The following is a 26,023-nucleotide window of genomic DNA, read 5'->3' on the forward strand; positions in this document are numbered from 1 at the left end:
CGATCGGACCGTGCCGAAGAAGAACAAGCAGCAACGCGAACGCGGACCGATGGACGTCACCGACCTGCGCAGCCTGCTGCGTGTGCCACCCGGTGGCGGCCGCCCCGTCAGCCTCTCGACGTACGACTCCTCGGCGCGCCCCGGCGGCCCGCCCGGCAAGGTGCACGCCAAGGCCGGGGTGGCCGGCACCGGCTCACGTCTGTCGGAGCTGCAGGAGCGGCTCTTCGCCCAGAGCGCGGCCGGTGACCGGCGCCGGCTGCTCCTCCTGCTGCAGGGCATGGACACCTCGGGCAAGGGCGGCACCGTCAAGCATGTGCTGAGCGGGCTGAACCCGGCCGGCTGCCGCTACCGCGCCTTCAGGCCGCCGACCGAGCAGGAGCGGGCCCACCACTACCTCTGGCGGGTCGAGCGGTCGCTGCCGCACGCCGGGGAGATCGGCGTCTTCGACCGCTCGCACTACGAGGACGTACTCGTGGCCCGCGTGCGCGGGCTGGTGCCGCCCTCCGTCTGGCAGCAGCGCTACGAGGAGATCAACGCCTTCGAGCGCCGGCTCACCGACGACGGCGTCACGATCGTCAAGGTCTTCCTGCACATCGGCCGCGACGAGCAGCGCGCGCGGCTGCTGGCCCGCCTGGACAATCCGCGCAAGCACTGGAAGTTCAGCCCGGACGACATCGACGACCGCGTCCTGTGGCCCGCCTACGAGGAGGCGTACGAAGCCGCCCTGGGGCTGTGCTCCACCAGGGCCGCGCCCTGGTACGTCGTCCCCGCCGACCGCAAGTGGTACCGCAACTGGGCGGTCGCGCGGCTGCTGCGCGAACACCTGGAGGTGCTGGACCCCCGGTATCCGCCGGCCACGTTCGACGTCGAGGAGTGCCGCGGACGCCTGCTGGAGACGTGATCCGGCACTCGGATCGCCCGGATCGCTCAGACCTCGGCCTTCAGCCGGAACAGGCGGTGCGCTGCGCCTCCTGCCATTCGCAGCGCGGGCACAGCGTGATGCCGGGGCGCGAGTCCGGGTATTCGGTGGGCTCGCCGCACAGCACGCAGGCGGCGCGGGGCTCGGCGGCGTCGGCGGAGGCGTTGTCGGCGTCGGCGGAGGCGTTGTCGGCGGGAGGGGTCATCCGACGAGCGTAGCGACGGCGACCGAGTGGCCGGGCAGCCGGAGCCTGTGCCCGTCCGGGGGGCCGCAGGGCTCCCAGGCCGCCACGACCTCGCACGGGCCGTCGAGCGGGACCACCGCCTCCTCGGGGGAGAGGTTGACGGCGATCCGGAACCGGCCCCGGCTCAGGCACAGGGTGTGCTCGCCGTGGACCGCCCGCACCGCCGCCAGATCGGGGTCGGTCAGCTCGGGCTCTGCGTGCCGCAGGGCGATCAGCCGCCGGTACCAGGCCAGCAGCGCGGCGTGCGGCTCGTGCTCCGGCTCGGTCCAGTCCAGGCAGGAGCGGCGCCGGGTGGCGGGATCCTGGGGGTCGGGGACCTCCTCGGCCTTCCAGCCGTGGGCGGCGAACTCGCGTCGCCGGCCACGGGTGATGGCGGCGGCCAGCTCCGGGTCGTGGTGGTCGGTGAAGAACTGCCAGGGGGTGCGGGCGCCCCACTCCTCACCCATGAAGAGCATCGGCGTGTACGGCGAGGCCAGCACCAGCGCGGCCGCCGCCGCGAGCAGCCCCGGCGCGGCGGTCGCGGCGAGCCGGTCGCCGGTCGCGCGGTTGCCGATCTGGTCGTGGGTCTGGGTGTACGCCAGGAAGCGGTGCGCGGACGTGACCGCCCGGTCCACCGGGCGGCCGTGGACCCGGCCCCGGAAGCCGGAGCGGGTGCCGTCGTGGAAGAAGACCCGGCTCAGTACCTTGGCCAGCCCCGCCAGGCCGGCCCGCGCGAAGTCCTCGTAGTAGCCGGTGTCCTCGCCGGTCACGCAGGTGTGCAGGGCGTGATGGAAGTCGTCGTTCCACTGCGCGTGCAGGCCGAGTCCGCCCGCCTCCCGGGGAGTGGTCGTGCGAGGGTCGTTCTGGTCGGACTCGGCGATCAGGAACAGCGGCCGGCCGAGCGCGCCGGACAGCGCGTCGACCGCCGTGGACAGCTCCTCCAGGAAGTGCAGGGCCCGGGTGTCGACCAGGGCGTGGACCGCGTCCAGCCGCAGCCCGTCCAGCCGGTAGTCCCGCAGCCAGGCCAGGGCGCTGCCGATGAGATACGCCCGTACCTCGTCCGAGCCGGGGGCGTCGAGATTGACCGCGTCGCCCCAGGGGGTGTGGTGGCGGTCGGTGAAGTACGGCCCGAAGGCGGGCAGGTGGTTGCCGGACGGCCCCAGATGGTTGTGCACCACGTCCAGCACCACGCCCAGACCGTGGGCGTGGGCGGCGTCCACCAGGCGCTTGAGGCCCTCGGGCCCGCCGTACGGCTCGTGCACCGCCCACAGCGACACACCCTCGTACCCCCACCCGTGGGTGCCGGGGAACGGGCAGAGCGGCATCAGCTCGATGTGGGTGACGCCCAGCGCGGCCAGATACGGCAGCCGTTCGGCGGCGGCGTCGAAGGTGCCCTCGACGGTGAAGGTGCCGACATGCAGCTCGTAGAGCACCGCGCCCGGCAGCGGCCTGCCCGGCCACTCCCGGTCCCGGCTCCAGACGAAGCGCTCGTGCTCCACCACCGCGCTCGGCCCGTCCGGCCCCTCCGGCTGGCGGCGGGAGCGGGGATCGGGCAGCGCCCGGCCGTTCCCGTCCAGCACGAAGGCGTAGCGCGTGCCGTCGGCGGCGGGCGCCTCCGTCACCCACCAGCCGGCCCGCCCCGGGTCGCGCTGCATGTCATGCGCGCGACCGTCGACCCGAACCTCCACGTCAGCGGCGCCCGGCGCCCACACCTCGAAGAGCATGCTTCCCATGCTGCGGTACGCCGGGCCCGCCGTCAGGCAATCACACGAGGTTGATCCGCTCCTGCGTCACCGGATAGCCCGCCTTCGCGAAGTGCGCGGCCATCGGCAGGTTGGCCTGGTCGGTGGCGGCCGCGATCCTCTCGGCGCCGTACGACACCAGGTCGTGGGTGCACTCCACCAGCAGGTCGTAGGCGTAACCGTGGCCTCGCAGACCGGGCAGCACCCCGATGAAGCCGACGCACGGGCCGTTGGGGTTCTGCGCCGGTATCTGGATCCCGGCGAGCTCGCCGCCGGGCGTGTACGCCAGCCGCCACCACTCACGCGGGGACGGGTACCAGCGCAGGATGTCCAGCTCCTCGCGGGCCGCGGCGTCGGCGCCCCCGTCGGCGACGGAGCGCCGGGTGTGCGCGTCCAGGCTGCCCTGCCCGACGCGCCTGAGGACGTCCAGGATCACCTCGTCGTCCGGCTCCGGCCGGAACTCCAGCCGTCCGGGCCGCCCGGGGATCCCGCACTCCGGCGTCCACTCGTACCGGTACCGCTCGACCAGCGGCTCCATCCCGGCCGCGGTCGCGGCATCGATCCGTGCCCGGGCGGCGGCCTCCACGGCCGGCCGGCCGCGCCAGCCGGGCGGCAGCAGCAGGTCGTACTCGGCCCGCAGCGGCGCGGTGCGCAGCAGCTGTACGGCGGCGTCGGCGTCGGTGAAGTCCAGCCAGTCGAGCGCGATCGGCGCGGTGTCCTGAGGCCCGGCCCACCAGGCGGCGCGGGCCACGACGGTGCCGCCGCGCAGGGCGATCCAGGACCACTCGGGGCGGTACTCGCCGCCCTCGTCGGCCAGGGCGAAGGCATGGCCGAGCAGGGCGCGGCCCACGAGGCCGGGGTCGGCGAGGGAGTTGAACAGAGGTGTCTCGCCCGCGACGAGCGGGCGGATGACCAGATCACGCATGGGTGTTGTGTTGTCCTTACGGGAGAGTGACGCGCTCCCGTGTCAGACCTGGGACGCCCGGCGGACGGGGCGGGAGCGCACTGCTGTGTTGGTGTACATCGCTCTCGCCTCCTTCCTGGTCCATGGGCGTCACCAGGACCCTAGCCGCCGGCCGGCGCCGCGCCAAACGGTTTTCGGGCGGTACCGGTGAAGGCCGCGGGCCGGTGTGCGAGCGAACGTAACAGGACCCTCTGACAAGGCCCTTGCCGCCGCTCACGCCTGTCACAATCACGGCGTGACCTCGTACGAGTTCGAGACCTCCGCGCGGCTGTCGGACGCCGAACGGGAGCGTGTGATCGGCGCGCTGCGGGAGGGCGCCGTCGAGGGGCGGTTGTCGCACGACACCTTCGTCCACCGGATGGGTCTGGCGCTGGCCGCCCGCGAGCGCGCCGAACTGCGTGCCCTCACCGCCGATCTGCCGCCCGTCGGCGGCCGGTTCTCGCAGCGGGTGCTGGGAGCGGTGGCGAGGGCGTCGGCCTTCTCCGTACGGCTGCGCGCGGCCTGGCGGTCCGAGAAGCTGCCGTCGTTGGTGCTGCCCGAGCCGGGTCCTTATCCGCTGCGGATCGGCCGTGACCTGGTCAACGAGCTGCGCCTGAGCGACAGTTCCGCATCGCGGAGACACGCGGAACTGCGCTTCGAGGCCGGCGGCTGGGTGCTGCGCGACCTGGCGTCGATGAACGGCACCTTCGTCAACGGCCGCCGGGTGATGGGTTCGGTCGCCGTCCGGGCCGGTGACCAGGTGACCTTCGGGGGGATGAGCTTCCGGCTCACCGTCGGTGCGGACCCCGCCCGGCGAGCGTGAGAAAGGCTCCGCTGCCAGGCGGCGTCCAGGTCACCGGTGCGGCAGCGGCGTTCGTGGCGCCGACGCCTCGATGAGGCCGCGGCCGTCCTCGACCCGCATGATCCGGCCGGGTTCGCGGGGGGTGTGCTCGGCGATCGTGTAGAAGCGGACCTCGTGTCCGTCCGGGTCGTGCAGCAGCGGGAGGATCCACCCCACCCGGGTCCGGATCACCTCGCCGTGGCTCTCGCCGAGGCCCTCCAGCCGGGCCGCCAGCGCCCGCATGGCGTCCTCGTCCGGCACGCCGATCGCGAAGTAGTCGAAGCCGGCGGCGGCCCGGGCCCGTGCCGGGTCCTGGCGCAGCCCGAGATGCGGGCCACCGGCCGGATGGTCGAGGGCGAGCCCGGTGAGGGTGCCGCGCTCCAGGAACTCGGCGACGCGGCGGTAGCCGAGTACGCGGCCGTACCAGGCCTCCGAGCGGGCCAGGTCGCGTACCGGCAGCTTGATGTGGTGAACCCCGGCAAGTCGGGGCAATTCGGCATTCATGCGTCCACCGTAACCAGCCGGGGGCGTGGTGGGTGTCCGGCCCGCCGCCGGGCGGGGTGAGGTGACGGCGGGCCGGACGGTTCGGGGTGGCGCGGGTGGTGCGGCCGGCGCACCGGCTTCGTGGTCCCGGCTCGTGGTCCCCGGCTCGTGGTCCCGGGCGTGGGCGGCCGGGTCAGACGGCCATGCAGGTGTAGGCGATCGTGCCGTCGGGTGGGCCGCCGCGGGCGACGAACCCGAAGTTGGTGGAGGCCCCGGCGGCCAGTGAGCCGTTCCAGTCGGCGTTCTCGGCCATGATGGCGGTGCCCGTCGAGGTGACCGTGCCGTTCCACAGGCTGTCGATCCCCTGCCCGGTCGGCAGCGTCCAGTGGACCATCCAGCCGAGCATCGGGATCGTCCCGGTGTTGGTGACGGTCACCTCGGCCTGGTAGCCGCCGCTCCAGGAGTTGGTGGTGCGGTAGGTGGCGGTGCAGGCCCCGCCGGGCGGCGTGGTGCCGCCGCTGCCCACGCCGACGCCGGTCTCCTCGCCGTTGCCGCCGTCGAAGACCACGTCGGAGCAGCTGTAGAAGGTCTCGGCGCTGTCGGAGCGCTGCCAGACGGTGTAGATGATGTGCCGTCCGGTCTTGCCGGAGGGCAGGTTACCGGTCCACTTGTACGCGCCGTCCACGGTGCCGACGGTCCCGGTCACCGGCGGGTGGTCGACGGTCAGGAAGGGGGTGTCCTCGATGTCGTCCCAGGTGAGCGGCTGAGTGGGGTCGAAGCCGTCCTTGGTGACGTACTGGTAGAACCAACCGGGGTGCGCGGCCCAGGCGTTGTACGAGAAGTTGAAGGACGCCCCCGAGGTGAGGTGGGTGAGCGGCCAGTCGTCGCGGTTGAGGTCGAAGCCGGCGAAGGTGGTGTTGCCGCCGCTGCACAGCTGCCCGTCCGGTACGAAGCCCCGGGTGCGGCCGGCGCCGTCGGAGCGCAGCACCGAGAACCAGTTGTAGAACGGCGTGGTGCCGCCGGTCGCGGCCGCCGCCGCGCAGGCGGCGTTCTTCGGCTTGATCTCACCGGTGGAGGTGAGCGCGTCCTTCCAGCACAGGAAGGTGCGGCTGCCGGGCGCCATCGGGGTGCCGTGCGCGGAGGCGGTGGATCCGTTGATGAAGACCAGGCTCATGGCCGACACCAGGGACAGGACGACGAGCAGGGCGGCTCTGCGGAATCCGCGGAGGCCGCGGAGGCCGCGGAGGCCGCGGATACCGCGCATGCCGCGGATGCCGTGGGGTCTGCGGGGGTGAGGTAATCGCTGATTCGTCACGTGAGGTCCCTTCACGTAGTGGGAGCGCTCCCATCTGTTACGTGAACGTACTGCGGACCACCCCGGCTGTAAACGCTTGCGGGCGGCCGTCAGCCGAGGACGAGCAGCCCCACCGGGTTGCGGTCCAGCAGCTCTTCGAGCCGGAGCTTGCCGGAGTACGTACGGTGCGTCAGGAGGTCGGTCCAGTTCCCGTCCGGCAGCGCCAGCGCGGTGTCGCGCCAGCCGCCCTCCCCGGCCAGGCGGTGCGAGAGCCTGGTGACCACGGTGAGCGCCCGGCCGCCGCGCAGGAAGGCCACGCAGTGCGCGGCGGCCGGCCCGGCGGCGGGCAGCGGTTCGTAGCCGGCGTCCGGGCCGAACCAGTCGGGGTGCTCACGGCGCAGCCGGAGGGCGGCGGTGGTCAGCAGCCCCTTCTCGGAGGGCTCGGCGGCGGGGGCGTACGGGGCGCGGTTGGCCGGGTCGACCAGCAGCAGCTGGCGGTCCTCGTCGCCCTGGTAGACGTCCGGCACGCCGGGCATGGTCAGGTGGACCAGGGCGGCGCCCAGGCGGTTGGCGCGTTCGGGGGCGTCGAGGGCGCGGGCGACGGAGGCGGTGGCGTGGGCGGCGGGCCCGGAGACCAGTTCGCGGGCGAACCGGGTCAGCTCCTCCTCGTACGCCGGGTCCTGCTCGGTCCAGCCGGTGCGCAGCCCCGCCTCTCGCTCGGACTTCAGCAGGGTGCCGGCGACGAGGTCGGCGGCGCCGGCGGAGCAGAAGACGACGGCGTACTGCCATGCCTGGTACTCCACATGCGCGGGCGGTACCGGGATGCCGGCGTGCGTGAAGTAGTCCCGCATGTGGCCGGACACCTCGTGCAGCCAGTCGGCCCAGGTGCCGGGGAGTTCGGACAGCGCGGCCAGCCGGGCGCGTACGTCGGCGCTGCGCTTGGTGTCGTGGGTGGACAGCACGGTGCCGGTGGACGGCCAGTCGCGCCGGCGGCGGGCGCAGAAGGCGTGGAACTCCTCCGGGGAGCACGAGGGGCGTGCGGGGTCGCGGCCCACCTCGTTGAGGCTGAGCAGCGGATACCAGCGGTAGAAGGCGGTGTCCTCCACGGACTTGGCGCGCAGCGCGGACGACACCTGTGCGAAGCGCACCGCGAAGTCGTCCTGGTCGGGGCCCCGGCCGAGGCGGCCCAGCGCGAGGTCCGCGACCGTCTCGGCCTCCGGTACGCGGGCCCCGGCGGCGGCCGCCTCCAGCATCGCCACCGCCCCGGGCGGCGCGGGCTCGCCGGGCACCACGTAGGGGCGGTAGACCGGGATCCGTACCAGGACCTGGCGGATCGCCTCGCGCAGTACCCGCGGTTCGGCTCCGCAGACCCGCTCGGCGGCCCGGGCCAGGCGGTCCACCTCGGCGGCCAGGTCGTGCGTGACCAGCCGGTACGCGGCCCGGCCGGCGGTGGGCGCCCATGCGCCGCCCTCGTCGGCGGGGGCGGCGGTGAACTCCTCGTAGCAGCGGGTGATCGCGCGCACGCCGTCCGGGTCGGTGAACAGGCCGTCGATCCGGTCGAGGGCGTCGTAGCCGGTGGTGCCGGCGCAGGCCCAGTCGGCGGGCAGTGGTTCGTCGCCGGTGAGGATTTTCTCGACCACCGTCCAGCGGCCGCCGGTGGCCCGGTCGAGGCGCCGCAGATAGCCGGCCGGGTCGGCCAGGCCGTCCGGGTGGTCGACCCGCAGGCCGTCGGCGACGCCCTCGCGCAGCAGGCGCAGCACGGTGGCATGGGTGGCCTCGAAGACCTCGTCGTGCTCGACCCGGATCCCGATCAGCTCCGAGATGGTGAAGAAGCGGCGGTAGTTGATCTCGCTGCGGGCCTCCCGCCACCAGGCGAGCCGGTACCACTGGGCGTCCAGCAGCTCGCGCAGCGGCAGTCCGGCGGTGCCGGGGCGGAGCGGGAAGGCGTGCTCGTAGTAGCGCAGGGTGTCCTCGCGCACCGTCAGTTCGCCGAGCACGTCCTCGGTCCGGCCGCCCAGGACGGGCAGCAGCAGCCGGCCGCCCTGCGCGTCCCAGTCGATGTCGAACCAGCGGGCGTACGGGGAGTCCGGGCCGTCGCGCAGCACCTCCCACAGCGGGCGGGCCAGGTACTCGGGGGCGGGCACCGCCATGTGGTTGGGCACGATGTCCAGGATCAGGCCGAGGCCGTGCGCCCGGGCCGTCCGGGACAGGGCGCGCAGCCCTTCCTCGCCGCCCAGTTCCTCCCGGATCCGGGTGTGGTCGACGACGTCGTACCCGTGCGTCGAGCCGGGCACCGCCTCCAGCACGGGGGAGAGGTGGAGGTGGGACACGCCCAGCTCGGCCAGCCGCGGCACCACGGCCTCGGCGGCGGCGAACGGGAAGCGGGGCTGCAACTGCAGCCGGTAGGTGGCCGTCGGCACGGCGGCGGGCGGGGTCATAGGGGACTGCCTACCCCGTGGGACGCCGCGATCATCACACCGCAGGGCTTCTTCCCCCACCCGCCCCTTCCCGAAACCGGGCTCGGCCCGGACCCGCCGGGGCGCCGGCCGTCACGCGGGCCGCCGCAGCACCACCATGCTCCGGTCCGCCAGCCGCAGCCGGTCGCCCTGGGTCACCTTGCGGCCGCTGCCCGGGGCCACGCCCTCCGGGCGCTCGGTGTCGACCACGACCTGCCACTCCTTGCCGTGGTTGACCGGCACCACGAATTCCAGCGGTTCGGCGGAGGCGTTGAACATCAGCAGGAAGGAGTCGTCGGCGATCCGCTCGCCGCGGTCGCCGGGCTCGGAGATCGCGCTGCCGTTGAGGAAGACCACCAGCGACTTGGCGTGGGCGTCGCGCCAGTCCTGCTGGGCCATCTCGTCACCCTCGGGGGTGAACCAGGCGATGTCGGAGAGCTCGTCGTGCGTGCCCTCCATGGGCCGCCCGTGGAAGAAGCGGCGGCGCCGGAAGACCGGGTGGTCGCGGCGCAGCCACACCATCTGGCGGGTGAATTCGTGCAGCCGCCCGGCCTCCTCGTCGCCCTCCTTGGGCCAGTGCACCCAGGCGATCTCGCTGTCCTGGCAGTAGGCGTTGTTGTTGCCCTGCTGGGTGCGGCCGAACTCGTCGCCGTGGGCGAGCATGGGCACGCCCTGCGACAGCATCAGCGTGGCGACGAAGTTGCGCATCTGCCGGCCGCGCAGCGCGAGTACGCCCTCGTCGTCCGTCTCGCCCTCGGCGCCGCAGTTCCAGGAGCGGTTGTGGCTCTCGCCGTCGCGGTTGTTCTCGCCGTTGGCCTCGTTGTGCTTGTCGTTGTACGACACCAGGTCGTGCAGGGTGAAACCGTCGTGGCAGGTCACGAAGTTGATCGAGGCCAGCGGCCGCCGGCCGTCGTCCTGGTACAGGTCGGAGGAGCCGGTCAGCCGGGAGCCGAACTCCGCGAGGGTGGCGTTCTCGCCGCGCCACAGGTCGCGCACGGTGTCGCGGAACTTGCCGTTCCACTCGGTCCACAGCGGCGGGAAGTTGCCCACCTGGTAGCCGCCCTCGCCGACGTCCCAGGGCTCGGCGATCAGCTTGACCTGGCTGACCACCGGATCCTGCTGCACCAGGTCGAAGAAGGACGACAGCCGGTCCACCTCGTGGAACTGCCGGGCCAGGGTGGCCGCGAGGTCGAAGCGGAAGCCGTCGACATGCATGTCGGTGACCCAGTAGCGCAGCGAGTCCATGATCATCTGAAGTACGTGCGGGCTGCGCATCAGCAGCGAGTTGCCGGTGCCGGTGGTGTCGGTGTAGTACCGCGGGTCGTCGGCCAGCCGGTAGTACGAGGCGTTGTCGATGCCCCGGAAGGACAGGGTGGGGCCCAGGTGGCTGCCCTCGGCGGTGTGGTTGTAGACCACGTCGAGGATGACCTCGATGCCGGCCCGGTGCAGGGCGCGCACCGCCGTCTTGAACTCCAGCACCTGCTGGCCCCGGTCGCCCATGGAGGCGTACGCGCCGTGCGGGGCGAAGAAGCCGATGGTGTTGTAGCCCCAGTAGTTGTTGAGCCCGGCGTCGACCAGCCGGTGGTCGTTCACGAACTGGTGGACGGGCATCAGTTCCAGCGTCGTGACGCCCAGTTCCACCAGATGCGAGATGACCGCCGGGTGCGCGAGGGCCGCGTACGTGCCCCGGATCTCCTCGGGCAGGTCGGGGTGGAGCATGGTGAGGCCCTTGACGTGGGCCTCGTACAGCACCGTGCGGTGGTAGTCGACCCGCGGAGGGCGGTCCTCGGCCCAGTCGAAGTACGGATTGACCACGACCGACGCCATGGTGTGCGGCGCGGAGTCCATGTCGTTGCGGCTCTCGGGCTCGCCGAAGCGGTAGCCGTAGACGGCCTCGTCCCAGTCGATCGAGCCGCTCATGGCCTTGGCGTACGGATCCAGCAGCAGCTTCGCCGAGTTGCAGCGGTGCCCCCGGGTCGGCTCGTGGGGGCCGTGGACCCGGAATCCGTAGCGCTGCCCGGGCATGATGCCGGGCAGATAGGCGTGCCGCACGAAGGCGTCCGCCTCGCGCAGTTCCACGGCGGTCTCCGAACCGTCGTCGTGCAGAAGGCACAGCTCGACTCGGTCCGCCACTTCGGAGAAGACGGCGAAATTGGTACCGGCGCCGTCATACGTGGCGCCCAATGGGTATGCCTGACCCGGCCAGACCTGCATGATGTCGACTCTTCCACTTCCCGGTCGGGCGCCGGTAGGCCGCACCCCCGGCCGCAACCTTGCCGAAGACGCATCTTCACGTACAAGGGGGCACTATCGCACGCAATTACCAAGATCTTCCCCAGTACGGGTGTGTCAATTCCCCTGGCTGACCCAAGAATCGGTTGCCCCGGAGCAACCTGTGTACTCCTGTCACCGTCGTAACGAGTGACCGCACGACACACAGGGGAGACACAGGTGACAGAGCAGGGGGAAGGCCGTCCGCCGGTGCAGACCAGCACCGCACGGACGGTACGGATCACGGGGCGCGGCATGCGGCGCGCCCTCATCGGCGGCGGCATCGCGCTCGCCGCCACGGCGGTGATGATCGCGATCACGCTGCCGCGGGACGCCTCGGGGGACGACCACTCCGGAACCGGCGCCAACGGCCCCGGCACCGCCGCGTCCGCGGCGACCGGGACACCCACGGCCGCGGCCACCGAGAACGACGCGCCGCAGGGCGAGGAGAAGACCGGACGCGGACCGCTGACCAAGGACGAGGTCGACCGGGCCCGGTCCATCGCGACGGCCCGTGACTCGCTGCGCGCCGCCGAATCCGTCGACGGGGCCGGCGGCGCCGAGTACGTCGACACCGACCTCGCCGATTCGGCCGAGCCGCAGGGCGACGACGCCCGCCGCGTCGAGGTGCTGTTCTACGACTACGGGCACGACCAGCTCGTCAAGAAGACCGTCAACCTCACCACCGGCAAGGTCGAGCAGACCGACACCGCGACCGGCATGCAGCCGCCGCCGTCGGCCGACGAGACCGTCAAGGCCGCCGAACTGCTCATCGCCGACCCGCTCGGCAAGGGCCTGCGGACCGACTTCAAGGCCGCCACCAAGGGCACCGAACTGACCACGGCCTCCCAGCTGACGCTGCGCGGCATCGCCTACAACACCGCGGAGCAGTCCGGGCCCGCCGGTCTCGCCAAGTGCGGCAAGCACCGGTGCGTACGGCTGTTCACCCAGGTGAAGAAGGGTCCCTGGATCGACACGACCAGTCTGGTCGTCGATCTCAGCGACCACACCGTGGGCCGAATCGCCTGACCGGCACAGCCAACCAGAGCAGCAGAGCGGAGATCTCAGCAACATGCGCACCTCAACCGTGCGTCGGGCCCTCGGTGCGGCCACGGCGCTCCTCCTCGTACCCGCGCTCACCTCGGCCGTGACGGCCCCGGCGGCACAGGCGGCGCCCACGGCGGCCGCCCCCGACTGCGGCAGTTCGGCGTCCGCCGTCAAGAAGACCCTGCCCAACGGCACCACCTGGACCATGTGCTGGCGCATGAGCGGCACCAAGGGGCTGGTCCTGGAGAAGATCGCCTACCAGCCGAAGAAGGAGGCCCAGCCGATCAAGGTCCTGGCCTCGGCCTCCCTGGCCCAGGTCAACGTGCCCTACGACTCGGGCAAGACCGAGTACAACGACCTGTCCGACATCGGCTTCGGCAACACCGCGGTCGACATCGGCTCCCAGGAGTGCCCCGGCGGCACCGTCAGCTCCGCGTACATCCCGCAGCAGGAACGCGACATCAAGGCGCTGTGCACCAACGTCCTGCCGCACGGTTACGCCTACCGCAGCGACATCTACGACAACACCGGCAACCAGAAGCGGTACACCAAGCAGGGTGACGACCTGGTGCTCTTCTCGGTGTCCCAGCTGGGCTGGTACGAGTACATCACCCAGTGGAACTTCTCCGACGACGGCGCCATCACCGCCAAGGTCGGCGCCACCGGCGACCTCTCACCCGGCGACTACAGCGGCACCGGCACCGGCTGGCCCATCGGAAAGGGCAACCACGACTACTCCACCTCGCACTACCACTCGGTCTTCTGGCGGCTGAACTTCGGCCTGGACGGCTCCACCCGGGCCAAGGTCCAGCAGTACGACACCAAGAAGGCGGGCCAGGGCACCGGTTCGGAGATCCTCAAGACCACCAGGACGAGCGTCACCAAGGAGCTCGCCGGCACCTCGGCGCTGCGCCGCTGGTGGCGGGTGGTCAGCTCCACCGGCAAGAACGCCGACAACCACCCCAGGTCGTGGGAGCTGGTCCAGCAGCACTCCGACCACTACGACGCGCACGCCTACACCTCCAAGGACGTGTACTTCACCCAGTACCGCGCCTGCGAGCAGTTCGCCAGCGGCAACAGCGACCCGGCCTGCGCCGGCAGGGGAACATCGGTGAACAAGTGGGTGAACGGTGAGAGCCTCAAGCACCCCGTGATGTGGGTCAACGTCGGCTTCCACCACATCCCGCGGGACGAGGACCAGACGCCCATGCCGGTCCACTGGCAGGGCTTCCAGCTGGTGCCCCGCGATGTCACGGCCATGAGTCCGCTGACCCCTGACGAGCTCTCGGGCAACAACGGCCAGGGTCACTGAATGCGCTAGGCATGTAGTGAAGTAGCGTCGTTACGGCTGCACCGCCCCCCGCCCCGCAGTACCCTTCCTTGATCGTGACGGGGGCGGGAAGGCGGGTGCAGTCGTGATGTCGGGAGGTCTGGTGCTCCCCGGAGGCGGTGACGAGGGGGACCAGGGCGGCGGCATCAACGACGGGACCACCGCATCGGTGTCCCTGGCGCTGCCGCTGGAGATCGGAGCCGAACTGGACTGGGGCGCCGCCGCCTGGGCCGAGGTGCGCACACGCGCCCGGCGCGCCGGGCGGGCCTACGTCTGGCTCAACCTCGTCGAACAGCGGCTCCGCGCCGTCGTCAACGCGGTCCTGCGTCCCATCTACGAACCCGTCCACGGCGAGGAGTGGGTGGTCGCCGCGGCCGGCCCGGCCGGCCACGAGTGGGTCCAGCGCGCCGCCGCCGTACGCGAGGTCAGCCGCCGCAAGGGCTTCCTGCTCGACCCGGCCGACGACAACGTCCTCAGCTTCCTGACCCTGCCGCAGCTGCGCGAACTCGTCGTCCAGCACTGGCCCTGCTTCGAGCCCTACCTCGACGAGCGCCGGGAACTGGAACTGGCGCTGGACGAGCTGGAGGTCGCCCGGCACGTCGTCTCGCGCAACCGCGCCCTGTCCCGCACCGTCCTGGACCAGGCCGAACGCGCCGCCGCCCGGCTGCTCGACATACTGGGCTCCGGCCCCGGCTACCCCTCCGCCGAACGCCTGCCGGTCGACGCCGTCGAGGAACTGGTCGCCGACCGCTACGCCGACGTCGTCGGTGTCTACCCCGACCGGGTACGGCTCCAGCGGCAGCTCCCGGCCGAGGACCTGTTCGGTGGCGCCCGCCGCCTCGACGCGGTGGGCATAGGCCTGAACCTGCTCGTGCAGAACTTCTCCGGACGCCGCCTGGTCCGGCTCGCCGAAGCCGGCTGCCGGGTGCGGCTGCTCTTCATCAACCCGGCCAGCAGCGCGGTACGCCGGCGGGAACGCGAACTCGGCCTCGGGCGCAGCGAGCTGAGCCGCTCGGTGGAGATGAACATCATGCACATGCGCCGGGTCCGGGCCCGGCTGCGCGACACCGCCGCCTTCGAGATCCGGGTCTTCGACGAGACCCCCCGCTTCACCGCCTACCTGGTCGACGGGGACGGCGCCGACGGGCTGGCCGTCGTCCAGTCGTATCTGCGCAAGGCGCGCGGCATGGAGGCGCCCGTGATGATCCTGCGCGGCGGCCGGCGGGACATCGTGCAGGACAAGGAGGACGAGGCGGACGGGCAGCACGGCCTCTTCGAGGTCTACCGCGAGGAGTTCGAAGGGGTCTGGACCGACTCCCGGCCGGTGTCCTGACTGTCAGTGCCCCGGGGGAGGATGGCAGAGCACACGGGGGAACCGCAGGAAGGACTTCGCCATGGGATGGCACCGGGAGCTGCTGGTCGGCTTCGACCTCGAAACCACGGGCACGGACCCGCTGGCCGCGCGTATCGTCACCGCCGCCGTCACCGAGGTCAGGGACGGGGAGCCGGTCGGCCACCGCGAGTGGCTCGTCGACCCGGCGGTACCGATCCCCGTCGAGGCCACCGCCGTTCACGGCATCAGCACCGCCCACGCGGTGGAGCACGGCAGCCCCGCCGCCCACGCCGTCGCGGAGATCGCCGACGCGCTCACCGGGTACTGGACCCGGGGCGTCCCGGTCGTCGTCTACAACGCCCCCTTCGACCTCAGCCTGCTCGCCGCCGAGCTGCGGCGCCACGGGCTGCCCTCGCTCGACTCCCGCCTCGACGGCGACGTCGGCCCCGTCGTCGACCCGCTCGTCATCGACCGCACCCTCGACCGCTACCGCCGGGGCAAGCGCACCCTGGAGGCGGCCTGCCGCTTCTACGGGGTCGTCCTGGACGACGCCCACGAGGCCGGCGCCGACGCCCTGGCGGCGGTCCGGGTCGCCATCGCGCTGGCCGAACGCTTCCCCGAGGCCGGCGCCGGTGAGCTGTGGGAGCTCCACCGCTCCCAGATCGGCTGGTACGCCGACTGGGCCGCGGGATTCCAGAAGTTCCTGGCCCGGCAGGGCGGCGCGCCCGCCGAGGAGATAGACACGCGCTGGCCGCTGCGGGTGCCGGTCTGACGGCGGTTCAGAAGGGGTACCACCGCACCGCCGGGTCGCCCTCCCTCAGCGAGGCCACCCGGCGGCGGAACTCGGCCAGGGCGGCGGGGCTGCCCGGGGCGTGCTGGGAGACCCAGGCGCAGCTGGCGGTCTCGCGGGCACCGCGCAGGACCGCGCAGCCGTCCCACTCCCGTACGTCCCAGCCGTAGGCCGCGGTGAAGGTGTCGTACGCGGCGGGGTCGAGCCCGTAGCGGTCCAGGCTCAGGGCCATCACCACGAGGTCGTGCTCGCGCAGGTCGTCGGAGAAGGTCTCCAGGTCGACCAGGACCGGCCCGTCGGGCCCGACGTGGACGTTGCGGGGCAGCGCGTCCCCGTGGACCGGCCCGGACGGCAGACGCGGCGTCAGGGCGGCGGCGGCCTGCGCGAAGCCGTCCCGCCGGGCCCGCAGGAAGTCCGCGTCGGCCGGGTCGACGGCGTCGCCGGCCAGCCGCAGCCAGCGTTCGACCCCGCCGAGCAGATCGCGCCGGGGGAGGGCGAAGTCCGGCTTCGGCAGCGCGTGCACCTGTCGCAGCAGCCCGGCCAGATCCGCGGCCCCGGCGGGCCGTACGGGGTCGGGCAGCCGCTGCCAGTACGTCACCGGGTGCCCGTCGACGAGCCGGGCCACCGGCTCCGCGGCCCGCACGGCCGGCAGGCCGAGCCCGGCCAGCCACTGGGCCGTCGCGACCTCGCGGGCGGCCCGTTCCAGCAGCTCCGCGTCCCGGCCGACCTTGGCGACGATGCCGCCGGGCAGCTCGAAGACCGCGTTCTCGCCCAGCGCGATCAGCTTCGCGGTGCCGCTGTCCCGTCCTTCGGCGGCGAGCACAGCCCGCGCCAGCTCCTCGGTGAACGCCATGGGCCAATGATCGCAGAGGCCGCGCCGGGCCTTCGCGCGAGCCGCCGGCCCCGCCGCCCGGCCTCACTGCCGGAAGTCCAGGGTGCGGGCCACCGCCTCGCTCACCACCGCCGCCGCCCCGCGCGCGGCGTAGGTGTCCCGCTGCCACCGTGCTCCGGTGCCACAGGTGAGCAGCCGCTCGATGCCGGCCCGGACCGTGTCGAGGTCGCCGGCCTCGTCCAGGGCGGCCCCGGCGTACTCCACGACCGCGTCGGCCACCTCGCGGGCCGACGCCGGGCGGTGGGTGAGCGGGTGCACCAGGGAGCCGTCCAGGCCGGACCGGCAGGCCCGCCAGGCGGCGAGCCGCAGCACCTGGACGGGGACCTCGGGGGCCGGGAGGCCGGCGGCCCAGTCGCGGGCGGCGGTCTCGACCAGGCCCCGGACGAGGGCGGCCAGCAGGACGCAGTCCTCCACGTCCGGGCAGACGTCACAGACCCGGACCTCCACCGTGGGGAACGCGGCCGACAGCCGGGCGTCGAAGTAGATCATGCCCTGGTCCAGCAGGGTCCCGGTGGCCAGCAGCGCGCTCACGGCCCGCCGGTACTCCGCCGCCGACCCGAAGAGCTCGGTCGGCCCGGCGGTGGGCCAGCGGCCGAAGACCTGGTAGCGGTAGCCGGCGTATCCGGTGTCGCGGCCCTGCCACAGCGGCGAGTTCGCGCTGAACGCGAGCAGCGCGGCCAGCCAGGGCCGGATCCGGTCGACGACGGCCACCCCCTCCTCGTCGGAGCGGACCTCGACATGGATGTGGCAGCCGCAGGTCAGCTGCTCCTGCGCGGTGAGCCCGAAGAGCTGGGCCATCCGGCGGTACCGGCCCTCGGGGGTCAGCCGCGGCGACACCGGCAGCGGCGAGGTGGCCAGCGCCGCCACCTCCGCGCCCTGCTTACGGGCCAACTCTGCCGCCAGTCCGCGCCAGGCGTGCAACTCGCCGCGCAACTGCTCCAGGGTCCCGCAGGGGTGGGTATTGATCTCCAATTGCTGCTGCTGCAATTCGGCCACGATCTCGCCGCCGTTCTGGCCTTCCAGAACGGCTCCGGCCACTGCGCGCGGTGTGAATCCGTCCGCGTCCACCAGCAGCAGTTCTTCCTCCACCCCAACCGTACGCAGCACAAACAGCGGATACCCCCTCCGCCGGAGGTTATATCCGCTGACCCACGAATGCCGCTGATCTCGTCACTCCGTACGACCCACGGGCGTGGGTAAAGGTTGCATGGAATGAATCTTGTTTCTTGGTGAACGGCCTTTCTAGCGTGGGGGAGAACCCCTTCTCACTCCACGGAAGTTGCCGATGTCCTACGACGTTCCCCCACTCGCCGAAGTGCGCCGCCGCACCGAGAAGAAGCGCGACGCATGGTGGACCGTGCTCCTGGTCGACCCGGTGGCGACGCCGCTGGTCCGCTGGACGGCGCGGTACACCCGGCTCACCCCGAACCAGATCACCTGGGCGGCACTGTTCCTGGGACTGGGCGCGGCGGCCTGCTTCGCCGTCGGTGAGTGGACCTGGCTGCTCGCCGGGGCCCTGCTGTACCACCTGAGCTTCATTCTCGACTGCATGGACGGCAAGCTCGCCCGTCTCAAGGGCAACGGCTCGGTCTTCGGCGCCTGGCTCGACTACGTCTTCGACCGGGTGCGGGTGCTGGCCTGCGCGATCGCCCTCATGGGCGGTCAGTACGTGCGCACCGACAACCCGGCGTACCTGTGGCTGGCGCTGGCGGTGACCTTCCTGGACATGCTGCGCTACGTCGACGCCCTGCAGATATTCAAGATCCGGCACGGCATGCGCAAGCAGATCAAGTCCCGGGTCCGGGAGATCCGGCGGGCGGCGGCCGAGCAGGGCCCGGGTCGTGCCGAGGAGGCGGAGCAGACCGAGCTGGCCTTCATGGAGGACCTGCTCCGCGACAACCCCGAAGCAGACATGGAGCAGGACCAGACGGTCGCCGCCGCCGCCGCGGAAGCGGACGCCGACGCGGGCCTGGACGCCGGCCTCGACGCCGGCCTCGACGCGGTCGCGGGGCTGACCGTCGTGCGCTCCAAGCCCGAAGTGGTGGACCTGCACCAGGAGTTCCGGCACCGCTTCCCCTGGTACGCGCGCTTCCGTACCTTCCTGCTGCGGCACCGGATCCGTACCCACCTGATCAGCGGCATCGAGTTCCAGATGGCGGTGTTCATCGTCGCCCCGGCCGTGAACCAGATCATGCCGGTCACCATCGGGGCCGGCGCGATGCTGCTGGTCTTCGAGCTGGCCATCATCTACAAGCTGCTGCTGTCCACCCGGGACTTCGGCCGCACCATGGCGTCGTTCGGCCCGGCCCCCACGCAGGAGGCCGAGCCGGTCGCGGTAGGGGCCGGTGACTCAGCCGCGCACGCCTGAGCGTTCCCCGGGCCGTGCCCCGGGGACGGCTGCCGGACGGACGGGCGGCGCCACGGCCTCGTCGTGCGTCATGTCCGGCAGCCAGCCCAGCCACCGGGGCAGGTACCAGTTGCGCTCCCCGAGCAGGTCCATCACGGCGGGGAGCAGGATGCCCCGGATGACGGTCGCGTCGATCAGCACGGCGGCGGCCAGGCCGATGCCCATCTGCTTCATGCTCTGCATGGACAGCGTCCCGAAGAGCGCGAACACCGCGACCATGATCACGGCGGCGCTGGTGACCACTCCGGCCGTGGTGGTGATGCCGTGTTCGATCGCGCCGCGGGTGGTGAGCCCGCGCATCCGCGCCTCACGGATCCGCGACACCACGAAGACGTGGTAGTCCATGCTCAGCCCGAAGAGGATCACGAACAGGAACAGCGGCAGCCACGACTCGATCGCGCCGACCCCCGTCGCGCCGACCAGGCCCGCGCCCCAGCCGTGCTGGAAGACCACGGTGAGCACCCCGTACGCGGCCCCCACCGACAGCAGGTTGAGCACGATCGAGGTGGCCGCGATCGTCAGCGACCGGAACGACAGCAGCATCAGGAGGAAGGCGAAGGCGACGACGAAGGCGAACACCGGCGGGGTGGAGGTGACCAGCTTGTCGTTGAAGTCCACCGACGCGGCCGTGGAGCCGGCGATCGGGGCCCGTACCCCGTCGACGCGGCCCAGCGTGGCGGGCCGTACCTGGTCGCGCAGGACGCGCAGGCTCTTCTCGGCACGCTTCTGGTCCGAGCCGCCGACCAGCGGCACGCTGATCTCGGCGACGCCGAGCCGGTTGTGGTACGTGACCCGCACCGGGCCCTTGCTGGCGCCCCGGGTGACGGCCTCGGTACGGAACCGGGCGATGGCCTGGCGTACCGGGGCCGACGTGATGTCGTCCGCCTTCACCACGACCCTGGCCGGGTCGGAACCGCCGGGGAAGGCCGCGTTGATGTGGTTGTACGCCTGGATGATCGGCAGGCTGTCGCCGAGGTTCTGGTTCAGTGCCAGGTTCTGGGTGTGCATACCGGCCGCCGGGAGGGCGATGGCGATCAGCAGTCCGCCCGCCAGCGTCACCGACAGCTTCGGCCGGCGCAGCACCCGGCTCAGCACGGCCCGCCAGAAGCGGCTCTCGCCGCCGGGGTGGCCACCGGCGGGCCTGCGGGCGTTCAGGAACGGGATGCGGCCCTTCTCGACCCGTGCGCCGAGCAGCGACAGCAGCGCCGGGAGCACGGTCACCGAGCCGAACATCGCGACCGCGACCACCATCATGGTGGCCAGGCCCATCGCCTTGAAGTCGCCGATCCCGGTGAACAGCATGCCCGACATCGCCACGATCACGGTGATCCCGGAGACCAGGACCGCCCGCCCCGAGGTCGCCGCCGCGATCCGCAGCGCGGTCTGCGCGTCGTGCCCGGCGGCCCGTTCCTCGCGCTCACGGCGCAGGTAGAACAGGCAGTAGTCGACACCGACGGCCAGCCCCACCAGCAGCATCACCGAGTTGGCGCTGTCGCTCATGTGCACCCAGTGGCTCACCACGGCCACCAGGCCGGTCGTCGCCAGGAACGCGCTCATCGCCAGCGCCACCGGCAGCAGGGCGGCGACCAGCGCGCCGAAGGCGATCAGCAGGATGCCCAGGGCCACCGGCAGCGCCGAGTACTCGGCCCGCTGGAAGTCGTTGCCGAAGGCGTCGTCGACGACCTTGTGGGAGCTGGCGTCGCCGAACTGCTCGATGCGCAGCGCCGGGTGCTTGTCCTGCACCGCGCGCACCGCGTCGAGTACCGGCTGCACCCGTTCCGGCGCGGTCTCCGCGTCGCCGCGCATGTCGAACCTGACCAGGGCCGACCTGCCGTCGGCCGATATGGTCCGGAGGTCGTAGGGCGACTGGACGCCGGTGACCCGGCCGGTGTCCTTCACCGCGGTGATCACGCCGGCCACGGCGCCGCGGAAGGCCGGGTCGGTGGCGGTGGCGGTGCCGTCCGCCGACTGGACGAGCACCATCTCCCCGGCCGGGCCGTCGTTCAGCCCGGCGTCGTCCAGGATCTTCATCGCCTGGCCGAACTCGCCGGGCACCTCCTCGCTGTCGCCGATGTCCACCCGCCCGGCCGCCGTTCCGACGGCCAGTGCCAGGACGACGAAGAGCAGCCACCCGCCCACCGCCAGCCATCGGTGCCGGGCACTCCATCCGCCCATCGCGGCTGCGATTCCCTGTGTGCTGCCGTGTGCGCTTGGCACGGTCGTCCCCCTCGGTGCGTCGTTTTTCCGATGCCTACGACGCTAGGGGCCGCGGGGTCCGCGGCCCATCCGGCTGGCGGGTGATCCGGGGTGCTGTCAGCTCCTCCCAGGGGGTGGGGGTATCCCCACCCCCCTGACGGCTGCGCGTTCGTGCGGTCGAACGGTCGCCGCGGCTCAGCGCTGGTGGAAGGCGATGCAGTCGGGGTTCGGTACGGGTACCGACGCACCGGTGTCCGTCAGTCGTCCCGATCGCGGGTCGACGCCGAAGAGATTCACCGAGCTGCTCGCCTCGTTCGCGACGAACAGCCACCTCCCACCGGGATGAAGGGCGAAGCTCCACGGCGTGAGTCCCGCGCAGGGCATGCGCTGCACCTCCGCGAGCAGGCCGGTTCTCCGGTGTGCCGAATAGACGACCAGCGTGTTCTCTCGGCGGTTCGAGGTGTAGACGAAGCGGCCGTCGCGGCTGATGGCCAGTTCGGCGGCGCTTGTGGTTCCGGTGTGGTCCGGCGCGTTCGTCGGCAGCGTCTGGCGGGGTGTCAGCGCCCCGTGCCCCGCGTCCCACCGCAGGACCTGGATGTCCGCGGTCAGCTCGTTCAGCAGGTAGACCGTCCGCCCGCCGGGGTGGAAGGCCAGGCGCCGGGGGCCCGACCCCGGTGCCGTGGCGTAGGAGCCGGGGCCGTCCGTGCCGGCGGAGAGCCGGTGCGTGGCCCGGTCGTAGTCGTAGACGAACACCCGGTCGGCGCCGAAGTCCGCGACCAGCGCGAATTTGCGGCTCGGGTCGACGACCACGTGGTGCGGGTGCGGACCCAGCTGTCGCGGACCGGGTCCGGAACCGGTGTCCTGCACGCGGGAGGCCACGGCGCCCAGCCCGCCGTCCGCGCCGATCGGCACGGTCACCGCGGTGCCGGCCGCGAAGTCGGCGACCAGCAGTGTGTCCGCGTCCGCGGTCACCCCGATGTGGGACAGCCCGCCGCTGCCGGTCGGGACGGTCTCCGTCCCGATCTCGCCGACCTGCCGAACGGCTCCGGAGGCATCGTCGATCCGGAACACGCGGATGAATCCGCCCTGCTCACCGCCGGCGACGTAGAGGACCGGGCGGGTCGGGTGCACCGCGACCCAGTTCGAGCTGACCTCCGCCACGGATCCGAGTGGTGTCATGGTCCCGCGGTCGGGGTCGAACCGCACCGCGTGGACCTGGCCCTGTCCCCAGGTCCCGATGTAGAGCAGGTCACCGGGGCGGGCCGGTGCCGCGTCGGCCGGCGCGGCGGACAGCAGCGGTACGGCTGTCGCGGCCGACGCCGTGAGGGCTGCCAGCACGGTTCTGCGGGAGGGGCGGATGTGCGCCGGGGTGTGCGGTGGGGTGTGCGGGGCTTCGTCCATCGAGGGCATCGAGGGGATGGTCCTTTCTCGCTCATGGGGGGTGCGGGTCAGCCCTTGGGCCGCGGGCGGCGGCGGGCCGCCAGGCCGAGGCGCTTGAGGGCGTACGAGTCGAGGGCGGTCAGCACGCCGTTGAGGGCGAGTGTCAGCGCGACGAGGACGATCAGGCCGGCGAACTCGGCGGCCGCGTCCAGGTTCTGGGCCGCGGTGAACAGTTCGTGCCCCACGCCCTCGGAGGAGGCGATGAACTCTCCGCCGATGACGCCGAGGATGGCGAGCGGCCCGCCCGTCTTGAGCGCGGCGAAGAACGGGGCGGCGAGCGTCGGGATCGTCACATAGCCCAGGACGTGGTGTTTGCGGCCGCCCATCACCTGGACGACCTCGATGAGTTCGCGTTCCCTCAGCCGCAGGCCGAGATAGATGTTGTAGAAGACCACGAAGGCGACACCGGTCATGGCTATCGTAATCTTCGACCAGGGGCCGATGCCGAAGAACAGCAGGAACAGCGGCGCGAGTGCGATCTTCGGGATGCCGTTGATGGCTGCGACGAGCGGTTCCAGCACCCGCCCCAGGAGCGGGAAGGAGCCCAGCACCAGGCCCATCACGGTCCCGGCGACGACGCCGAGACCGAAGCCGGCCAGGACTTCGACGGTGGTCACCTCGATGTCGTTCCATCCGGATGCCGAGCCGAGCATCCGGGTGAGGGCCTCGTCACGTCGGTGGGCTTGCTGACCGCGTACTCGGGCACGACGGGGCCGCTCATCACCTGCCACAGCACGAGGGGGACAGGCCGGTGCGCACCGAATCCGGCCTCGTCACCGGGGTGCCCGCCGCGGCGTCCGGTGTCACCGTCTTCAAGGGGCTTCCCTACGCGGCCTCGACCGCCGGCAAGAACCGGTGGCGCCCGCCGCAGCCGGCGCCGTCCTGGACGGGTGTCCGCGAGGCCGACACGTTCGGCGACTCACCGCCGCAGGCGTCGAGCACCCTGACCATGAGCGAGGACTGCCTCAACCTCAACATCTGGACCGGCGCCGGGAGCAGCGGCGAGCGGCGCCCGGTGTACGTGTGGCTCTACGGAGGCGGGTTCTCCGCCGGCAGCGGCTCGGACCCCAGCTTCGACGGCTCGGTCCTGGCCGGCAAGGGCGTGGTCGTGGTGACCATCAACTACCGTCTGGGCGCCCTGGGTTTTCTCGCCACCCCCGAGCTGGGCGAGGAGTCCCGCCAGGGCGTCTCGGGCAACTACGGCCTGCTCGACCAGATCGCGGTCCTCAAGTGGGTCCGGCGGAACATCGCCGCGTTCGGCGGCGATCCGCGCCTCGTCACGGTGGGCGGCCAGTCCGCCGGCGCCGGTTCCACGGACATGCTGTCCATGTCACCGCTCGCATCGGGTCTCTTCCAGCGCTCCATCGCCGAGAGCCAAGTGCGCTGTCCGAGCGATCCCGAACTGCGCTACCTCGGCGTGTCGCTCCGCACGATGGACACCGCCCTCCAGCAGGGTCCCGCCTGTGGTGCGACGAAGGGCGCGACCACGCTGACGGAGCTGCGCGCCCTGCCGTGGCAGGACTTCACGGACGGCGCCTCGCTCAAGGACGAGACGGTCGACACCAAGTCCGTCGCCAGGCCTCCGCTGTTCAGGCCCGTCGTCGACGGCTGGGTGCTGCCCGCCGGCTACATGAAGACCTACGACGCCCGTGCGCAGAACGACGTCTGGTACCTGGCCGGAAACAACCTGGACGAAAGCGGTGCCGTGCCCGGGACCGCCTTCGAGTACTGGCGCGAGTCGGGTTACCCGGACCGCCCCGGCGCCCCGCTCGTCCACGTCACCCTGGACGACTACGTGAGCGCCGCGCGGCAGAAGTTCGGCTCGATGGCCGACGAGTTCCTGGGGCTGTACCCGGCCGGTACGGACGACGAGGCGGCCCTCGCCAGCAACGACGCGGTCCGCGACAACTCCCGCGTCTCGACGTACCTGTGGGGCACCAAGTGGACCAAGGGCGCCGACCGTCCCGTGTACACCTACTTCTGGACGCACCGCCCGCCGGGCCCCGACCACGACCTCCGGGGCGCGTACCACGGCTCCGAGATCGTCTACTTCTTCGGCAACCTCAACCCGGCCACCCAGGGGTGGACCGACCAGGACCGTGAGATCGCCGGCACCATGTCCTCCTACCTGGCGAACTACATCGCCACCGGCAATCCGAACGGTCCTGGCCTGCCCAGGTGGGCCGCCTACAGTCCCGGCTCACCGACGGTGATGGAGGTCGGCGAGCACTACGGGCCGATGCGGGTGGCCTCCTCCGACAAGCTCGACTTCTGGAAGCGGTACTTCGCGACGCAGGACGCCTGGTAGGGCCTCCGGGCCGGCGACGGCACCCGCGCCGTCGCCGGCCCGATCACGTGGGTTGCGTGGGTTGCGTTTCCGCCACGACGAGCACCGTCTTGCCGAGGGTCGTACCGGCTTCCAGCGCCTGGTGCGCCCGGGCGGCCGCGGTCAGCGGAAGCGCGGCGGTGATGTCCACGGTGACCTTGCCGGCGGCCAGCAGGGCGAAGGCCGACCGGGTGTAGCCGGCGAGCAGGGCGGGTGCGCGGCGGGCCAGGTCGCCGATGTTGAAGCCGCTGACCGAGCGGTTGTGCTTCCACAGGTCCCGGACGGAGGTCGTCCAGTCCCCGTGGCGGCCGGCGTCGCCGAAGGGAACGACCCGGCCGAAGGGGGCGAGCACCGTGAGACTGGCCTCGCGCACCGGGCCGCCGACCGGGTCCAGGACGAGGTCGACGCCGCTGACGGAGCCGGCGAAGGCGTCGCGTACGAACACCTCGTCGTAGCCGAGGGACAGCGCGTAGCCGACCTTGTCCGGTGAGCCGACCGTGCCCAGGACTCGTCCGGCGCCCAGCGCCCGCGCGAGCTGGGCCGCGGCGGAGCCGACGCCGCCGGCCGCCGCGTGGATCAGCACCGTGTCCCCGCCGCGCAGCCGGCCGGCGCCCTCCAGCAGGCCGTACGCGGTGGGCAGGACGCAGGAGATGCCGCCCGCGACGTCCAGCGGGATGTCCCCGGCGTCGGTGCGCAGCGGATGGACGAAGACGGCGGGCGCGACGGCGTACTGCGCGTAGCCGCCGAAGGCGGGCAGGTACGCGGCCACCGCCTCGCCCTCGGTGAACCCGCTCACGCCCTCGCCGAGCGCCGCCACGTGTCCCGACACCTCCAGCCCCGGCACATCGGTGCCGCCGGGCCCGTCGGGCTCGCCGAACTCACCGCGCCGGTGCTGGACCTCGGCGAAGTTCACGCCCGCGTACGCCACCTCGACCAGCACCTGGCCGGGCCCCGGGGCGGGTACCGGGAGTTCCAGCTCGCGCAGGACGTCGGGGCTGCCGTTCGTATCGAATCCGATTGCTCGCATGCGAGTCGCCAACGGGGGCCCGCGGGGCGGTATTCCGGGCCGCGGGGATGCTTCACGCCGCGT

General features: G+C 72.2%; 21 protein-coding genes. 8 read left to right on the plus strand and 13 right to left on the minus strand.

The features are described 5' to 3' along the window. Positions 1 to 10 precede the first annotated feature (10 nt). A complete protein-coding gene (locus tag RWE79_RS30340; RefSeq protein ID WP_475943261.1) occupies positions 11 to 901 on the plus strand; it encodes a PPK2 family polyphosphate kinase in 891 nt (296 codons plus the stop codon). A gap of 40 nt (positions 902 to 941) precedes the next feature. Here the strand turns inward: RWE79_RS30340 and RWE79_RS30345 are convergent, their stop codons facing one another. From RWE79_RS30345 to RWE79_RS30355, 3 genes are read right to left on the minus strand one after another with little or no spacing between them, the layout of a single operon-like run. Further along, a complete protein-coding gene (locus RWE79_RS30345; RefSeq protein WP_475943262.1) occupies positions 942 to 1,124 on the minus strand; it encodes a hypothetical protein in 183 nt (60 codons plus the stop codon). Further along, positions 1,121 to 2,866, minus strand: coding sequence for a malto-oligosyltrehalose trehalohydrolase (treZ, locus tag RWE79_RS30350; protein WP_475943263.1), 1,746 nt, complete (start codon positions 2,864 to 2,866; stop codon positions 1,121 to 1,123). Before treZ ends, RWE79_RS30345 begins: the two co-directional genes overlap by 4 nt. Positions 2,867 to 2,906: 40 nt before the next feature. Then, on the minus strand, positions 2,907 to 3,809 hold the full coding sequence (locus tag RWE79_RS30355; protein ID WP_475943264.1) for a GNAT family N-acetyltransferase: 903 nt from the start codon (positions 3,807 to 3,809) through the stop codon (positions 2,907 to 2,909). A gap of 274 nt (positions 3,810 to 4,083) precedes the next feature. Between RWE79_RS30355 and RWE79_RS30360 the strand changes: the two genes are divergently transcribed. After that, entirely contained in the window at positions 4,084 to 4,650 is a 567-nt protein-coding gene (locus RWE79_RS30360; protein ID WP_475943265.1) for an FHA domain-containing protein, read from the plus strand. A gap of 30 nt (positions 4,651 to 4,680) precedes the next feature. Here the strand turns inward: RWE79_RS30360 and RWE79_RS30365 are convergent, their stop codons facing one another. From RWE79_RS30365 to glgX, 4 genes are all read right to left on the minus strand, one after another. Continuing rightward, entirely contained in the window at positions 4,681 to 5,172 is a 492-nt protein-coding gene (locus RWE79_RS30365; protein WP_475943266.1) for a VOC family protein, read from the minus strand. Between the two features lie 172 nt (positions 5,173 to 5,344). Next, entirely contained in the window at positions 5,345 to 6,415 is a 1,071-nt protein-coding gene (locus RWE79_RS30370) for a lytic polysaccharide monooxygenase auxiliary activity family 9 protein (protein ID WP_475943267.1), read from the minus strand. 140 nt (positions 6,416 to 6,555) lie between these two features. Then, a complete protein-coding gene (gene treY / locus RWE79_RS30375; RefSeq protein ID WP_475943268.1) occupies positions 6,556 to 8,883 on the minus strand; it encodes a malto-oligosyltrehalose synthase in 2,328 nt (775 codons plus the stop codon). Between the two features lie 111 nt (positions 8,884 to 8,994). Beyond that, positions 8,995 to 11,115, minus strand: coding sequence for a glycogen debranching protein GlgX (gene glgX, locus RWE79_RS30380; RefSeq protein WP_475943269.1), 2,121 nt, complete (start codon positions 11,113 to 11,115; stop codon positions 8,995 to 8,997). Between the two features lie 237 nt (positions 11,116 to 11,352). On the opposite strand from glgX, the gene RWE79_RS30385 reads away from it, so the two are divergent. From RWE79_RS30385 to RWE79_RS30400, 4 genes are all read left to right on the plus strand, one after another. Next, a complete protein-coding gene (locus tag RWE79_RS30385; protein WP_475943270.1) occupies positions 11,353 to 12,201 on the plus strand; it encodes a Tat pathway signal sequence domain protein in 849 nt (282 codons plus the stop codon). Positions 12,202 to 12,244: 43 nt separating this feature from the next. Beyond that, positions 12,245 to 13,531: a copper amine oxidase gene (locus tag RWE79_RS30390; protein ID WP_475943271.1), complete on the plus strand. Its 1,287-nt coding sequence runs from the start codon at positions 12,245 to 12,247 to the stop codon at positions 13,529 to 13,531. Between the two features lie 106 nt (positions 13,532 to 13,637). Then, positions 13,638 to 14,882 (plus strand): SAV2148 family HEPN domain-containing protein, encoded by a 1,245-nt coding sequence (locus tag RWE79_RS30395; RefSeq protein ID WP_475943272.1) that lies wholly within the window; start codon positions 13,638 to 13,640, stop codon positions 14,880 to 14,882. A 61-nt stretch (positions 14,883 to 14,943) separates the two neighbouring features. Continuing rightward, positions 14,944 to 15,654: an exonuclease domain-containing protein gene (locus RWE79_RS30400; RefSeq protein WP_475943273.1), complete on the plus strand. Its 711-nt coding sequence runs from the start codon at positions 14,944 to 14,946 to the stop codon at positions 15,652 to 15,654. Between the two features lie 7 nt (positions 15,655 to 15,661). On the opposite strand, the gene RWE79_RS30405 is transcribed toward RWE79_RS30400, so the two are convergent. Both RWE79_RS30405 and RWE79_RS30410 read right to left on the minus strand, forming a co-directional pair. Next, the gene (locus tag RWE79_RS30405) at positions 15,662 to 16,525 is read right to left on the minus strand and encodes a phosphotransferase enzyme family protein (protein ID WP_475943274.1); all 864 of its coding nucleotides are present in this window, start codon (positions 16,523 to 16,525) and stop codon (positions 15,662 to 15,664) included. A gap of 63 nt (positions 16,526 to 16,588) precedes the next feature. After that, positions 16,589 to 17,671, minus strand: a complete 1,083-nt coding sequence (locus RWE79_RS30410; RefSeq protein ID WP_475943275.1) for a carboxylate-amine ligase — start codon at positions 17,669 to 17,671, stop codon at positions 16,589 to 16,591. 178 nt (positions 17,672 to 17,849) lie between these two features. Between RWE79_RS30410 and RWE79_RS30415 the strand changes: the two genes are divergently transcribed. Continuing rightward, positions 17,850 to 18,932 carry a CDP-alcohol phosphatidyltransferase family protein gene (locus tag RWE79_RS30415; protein ID WP_475943276.1) on the plus strand — a complete coding sequence of 361 codons (1,083 nt, stop codon included), beginning with the start codon at positions 17,850 to 17,852 and terminating at the stop codon, positions 18,930 to 18,932. On the opposite strand, the gene RWE79_RS30420 is transcribed toward RWE79_RS30415, so the two are convergent. From RWE79_RS30420 to RWE79_RS30430, 3 genes are all read right to left on the minus strand, one after another. Beyond that, complete coding sequence (locus RWE79_RS30420; protein ID WP_475943277.1) at positions 18,915 to 21,146, minus strand: MMPL family transporter; 2,232 nt, start codon at positions 21,144 to 21,146, stop codon at positions 18,915 to 18,917. The two genes, RWE79_RS30415 and RWE79_RS30420, sit on opposite strands and share 18 nt — an antisense overlap. Before the next feature lie 216 nt (positions 21,147 to 21,362). Beyond that, the gene (locus tag RWE79_RS30425) at positions 21,363 to 22,577 is read right to left on the minus strand and encodes a lactonase family protein (protein WP_475943278.1); all 1,215 of its coding nucleotides are present in this window, start codon (positions 22,575 to 22,577) and stop codon (positions 21,363 to 21,365) included. 38 nt (positions 22,578 to 22,615) lie between these two features. Beyond that, positions 22,616 to 23,224: an ABC transporter permease gene (locus RWE79_RS30430; RefSeq protein WP_475943279.1), complete on the minus strand. Its 609-nt coding sequence runs from the start codon at positions 23,222 to 23,224 to the stop codon at positions 22,616 to 22,618. A 134-nt stretch (positions 23,225 to 23,358) separates the two neighbouring features. On the opposite strand from RWE79_RS30430, the gene RWE79_RS30435 reads away from it, so the two are divergent. After that, a complete protein-coding gene (locus RWE79_RS30435; RefSeq protein ID WP_475943280.1) occupies positions 23,359 to 24,915 on the plus strand; it encodes a carboxylesterase/lipase family protein in 1,557 nt (518 codons plus the stop codon). 43 nt (positions 24,916 to 24,958) lie between these two features. Here the strand turns inward: RWE79_RS30435 and RWE79_RS30440 are convergent, their stop codons facing one another. Then, a complete protein-coding gene (locus RWE79_RS30440) occupies positions 24,959 to 25,960 on the minus strand; it encodes a quinone oxidoreductase family protein (protein ID WP_475943281.1) in 1,002 nt (333 codons plus the stop codon). Positions 25,961 to 26,023 lie beyond the last annotated feature (63 nt).

It is taken from the genome of Streptomyces sp. RLA131, assembly GCF_056270125.1.